The sequence below is a fragment of the Mesorhizobium sp. ArgA1 genome (assembly GCF_053714375.1).
This window is the reverse complement of the sequence record NZ_JBSKBQ010000096.1, coordinates 1-1,255: the sequence shown is the minus strand read 5'-3', so window position 1 is coordinate 1,255 and position 1,255 is coordinate 1. Positions and strand designations below refer to the sequence as shown.

General features: G+C 57.5%; 2 protein-coding genes. Both read right to left on the bottom strand.

What is annotated here, in order from left to right; translation table 11 throughout:
• Positions 1–64: 64 nt before the first annotated feature.
• Entirely contained in the window at positions 65–439 is a 375-nt protein-coding gene (locus ACWGTI_RS32465) for a PIN domain-containing protein (RefSeq protein ID WP_454590655.1), read from the bottom strand.
• Positions 440–441: 2 nt separating this feature from the next.
• A complete protein-coding gene (locus tag ACWGTI_RS32460) occupies positions 442–1,032 on the bottom strand; it encodes a DUF433 domain-containing protein (protein WP_454578925.1) in 591 nt (196 codons plus the stop codon).
• Positions 1,033–1,255 lie beyond the last annotated feature (223 nt).

Sequence of the window (1,255 nt, the reverse complement as noted above, 5' to 3'; positions counted from 1 at the left end):
ATTCAAGGCAAGGGAATTCAACAGCTTAACCGGCAGTGTTCGCCATCCGTTCACCTCCAACTGTTCAAGTTGGGTCTGAGACGTTCCGGGTCACGATGACAAATTCATTCACCTGCGCCGTCGCGGCCAAACCGGCATCGTCGGTGTTCTTGTCGGATTGACCGAGCATCTGCCCCCAACGACGTGCGACGGCCTCGTCGACAGGGAGGACACGACCTTGATAGGCGGCAAAGATGACGTCGGCCGCCTTGGCGATCATATTCGCCACGGCAACGTCGCTCTTCCGCTTCTTCTCGATGCCTTTCGAAATCTCGCGAACTGAGATCACGCTGATCGCGAGATCGGTATCGTCGATCGTATCGAGCCAAGCCGCCACATTCTCGTGCGGCTGGGGTCGACTGATCTCCTTCAGGACATTTGTATCGAGCAGGAATTTCAAACTCAGTCATCCAGCGCGCTAAGATCGGCAGCGCACATGGCGGCTTTTGCCGTTTGCTTCGGATACGGCCGGCCCACTTTTGGGTGCGCCTCTGCATAGACCCGGGCCGCGACGACCTGTTGTTCCTTCAAGGAGGGATAGTCGCGGAGGACCTCTTCGACCGCGGTTCCAGCGTCGAGAAGAGCAGCGATGCGATGCGCCTCGATGTGCGTCCCCCGGATGACCGGCTCCCTCCCGGACAGGTCGATTTGCGCCGTGAGCTTCTCGAGTTCCTTCAGCTTGCGCTCGACGAAGACCAGGTGCTGACCAATGTCGTAGCGCTGTTTGCCAAAAGTGACTTCTTTCGCGAGGCCGCGCTTGACGGTGGTCCGCAGCGCCTCATAGAACTCGGACTGGCTCTTGGGTGTCAGCGCCTGTTTGAGTTCGTCATAGGCATGGAGAAACACCAGTTCGGCTTGGCCAAACTGTCGAATGCTTCGACCACCTCGCTTCACGAGTTGCGGCTTGATCGGCGCGCGCTCGACAACCTTTTTGAAGGTGTCCAGCGGCGCGCCAACTACAAAAGCCGCCTGTGCCGTTGTCAGATGTTCCATCTGCTCGCCTCTCTAATACACCCCGAAAGATAGGGTCGAATTAGAGAAAGTGCAAGGCCTGTCATGACACCGGTAATTTCTCCGGGGTCGAATACGGGTTATTAGGGCCGATCGGTCCATGACCATCGCTTTTGTTCAAGGAGGCGATGGTGGCGGTGGAGTGGACGATCACGATTGAGGGCAAGAACGAGTTCGGCGACGTTTGTCGTGAGCAAGTCCGGAT